Origin of the sequence: Streptomyces sp. SM1 (assembly GCF_002910825.1) — a bacterium.
Classification (GTDB): Bacteria; Actinomycetota; Actinomycetes; order Streptomycetales; family Streptomycetaceae; genus Streptomyces; species Streptomyces okerensis.
Genome location: NZ_NEUB01000700.1, coordinates 1 through 1,777, shown reverse-complemented (window position 1 = coordinate 1,777; position 1,777 = coordinate 1). Strand labels below are relative to the sequence as shown.

At 74.0% G+C, this 1,777-nt stretch carries 2 protein-coding genes and 1 pseudogene; 1 reads left to right on the top strand and 2 read right to left on the bottom strand.

Features of this window, described 5'->3' with window-relative positions:
- The coding region (locus B9S61_RS19645) for a transposase family protein (RefSeq protein ID WP_181007414.1) at window positions 1–451 on the bottom strand (451 nt) is incomplete at its 3' end.
- A gap of 123 nt (window positions 452–574) precedes the next feature.
- On the opposite strand from B9S61_RS19645, the pseudogene B9S61_RS40370 reads away from it, so the two are divergent.
- Window positions 575–697, top strand: a pseudogene (locus B9S61_RS40370) (DUF4396 domain-containing protein); the annotation flags it as partial.
- A gap of 142 nt (window positions 698–839) precedes the next feature.
- On the opposite strand, the gene B9S61_RS19635 reads toward B9S61_RS40370, so the two are convergent.
- Window positions 840–1,448 (bottom strand): sigma-70 family RNA polymerase sigma factor, encoded by a 609-nt coding sequence (locus B9S61_RS19635; protein ID WP_258039746.1) that lies wholly within the window; start codon window positions 1,446–1,448, stop codon window positions 840–842.
- Between the last annotated feature and the right edge of the window lie 329 nt (window positions 1,449–1,777).

Sequence of the window (1,777 nt, the reverse complement as noted above, 5' to 3'; positions counted from 1 at the left end):
GTGCCATCGCGCCGATCACCGTCACCGCGACCGACTCGCTGCCGCCAGACCCGCGAAGCACCTTCCCGTCCACCGCCACCGTCTCCAGACCGAGCCCACCCACCCGCAGCAGCACTTCCAGATCCGCGGGACGCACCAGCGTCAAGGCCCGTCGCAGCGTGTCCGCACTCGGCGTACGCACCAGCTGGAAGGGGCCCAGCGGACGCAGCCCCAGCCGCGGCAACTCCACCGGCCCGGCGGCCGCCGCCCACTGCGCCATCGCCCGGTACGAGCCGAACCCGGCCGCCGTCGCGCACAGCGTGACCAACAGCAACGACACCAGCGAGAAGCACCGGCCCCGAGGATCACGCGGGTCTCTCACCTCGGCCGGCCGCCGCAGAAGCAACGTCCGCTCCGACGCGAGCGACATCGACTCCATCACGGGCACACACATGGCAGACTGACGATTCACCGAAGCTCCGTAGACACAGGGCGACTTGCGAGGTCACCCCGCTCAACGGAGCTTCGGTCCTCCACGTCACGGACCGCTCACCTGCGGAAACATCTCAATCCCGGACCTTGCGTCAGCCCTGTGTCCCACGGCCTGTTCTGGTACGCGCTGCTCGGCGGCTTCGCCGTGGCGTTCCTGGTCACCACTCCGGTCAACAAGTGGATGATCGGCCGGGGCAAGGGCCACGCGGTCGTCCACGCGTACCACGGAGCGGGCGGCCAGTGCTCCGGACGCGTCGTCGAGGCGCCCGGCCGGCCGTCCCCGGCGAGGTAGTGCGCGGCGGGGACGGCGCCCCGGCGGGGCGGGCGGGGCGGGCACGACGTCGTCCTCCTCCGCCCCGCGCGGCGGGTCAGGCGGGTTCCACCTCGTCCAGCAGGGCCAGCAGGGCCAGCAGGGTCGCGCGAGCGCGGGCCACCCGGGAACGGACCGTGCCGACGGGGCAGTCGGTGAGTTCCGCCACCTCCGCGTAGGGAAGGCCGACCAGCTGGGTGAGGACGAACGCCTCGCGGCGCTCGTCCGGCAGCGCGGCCAGCAGGTCCAGCAGGGCGACGCCGTCGTCGAAGCCGGGCAGGCCGCGCGGCTGGGACCGTTCGACGGAGGCCTGCCAGTCGGAGGCGTCGGACAGCCGGGGCCGGGCGGCGGCGCGGCGGTAGCTGTCGACGACCGCGCGGCGGGCGATGGACAGCAGCCAGATACGGGCCGACGAACGGCCCTCGAACCGGTGGAGACCGGCGAGCGCGCGCAGGAAGGTGTCCTGGGCGAGGTCGTCCACAGCCTGGGGATCGCCGCACAGGTGGGTGACGTACCGCAGGACGTCGCGGTGCAGGGCCCGCACGAACCGCTCGCCGGCGTCCGCGTCACCGCTCCGGGCGGCCAGCGCCCAGGCGGTTATCGGCTCGTCGGCGGAGGGGTCGGATCCGGTCGCGCCGCGGGTACGGGGCAGGGCAGAAGTGATCACCTGGTGTCCTTCTCGGAGCCGTGATCCGGACCGGGCACGCGTGGGGGCGTGGGGCGGTCCGGTGAGGTGGGGAGGCGGCCCTACGGCACACGGGCGCGGCAGGCCACGGCAGACGACGGCAGGCATGGCGTGCCTACCGTCCGTGCGGTCCGTGCGGTGTGTGGCGTGGGTGGAGGGCACGCGTGTACGGCGGCGGGACCGCGCCGCGGCGCGTGTACGGCCGTACGGCCGGAGCCCGGGGCGTGGGGGCGGCCTCGGGACATCGGCTGTCGTCAGATGACAGCGGCCCCCACGGGCGGGCCCCGGGACGTGATCGCGTGGACGAGAAG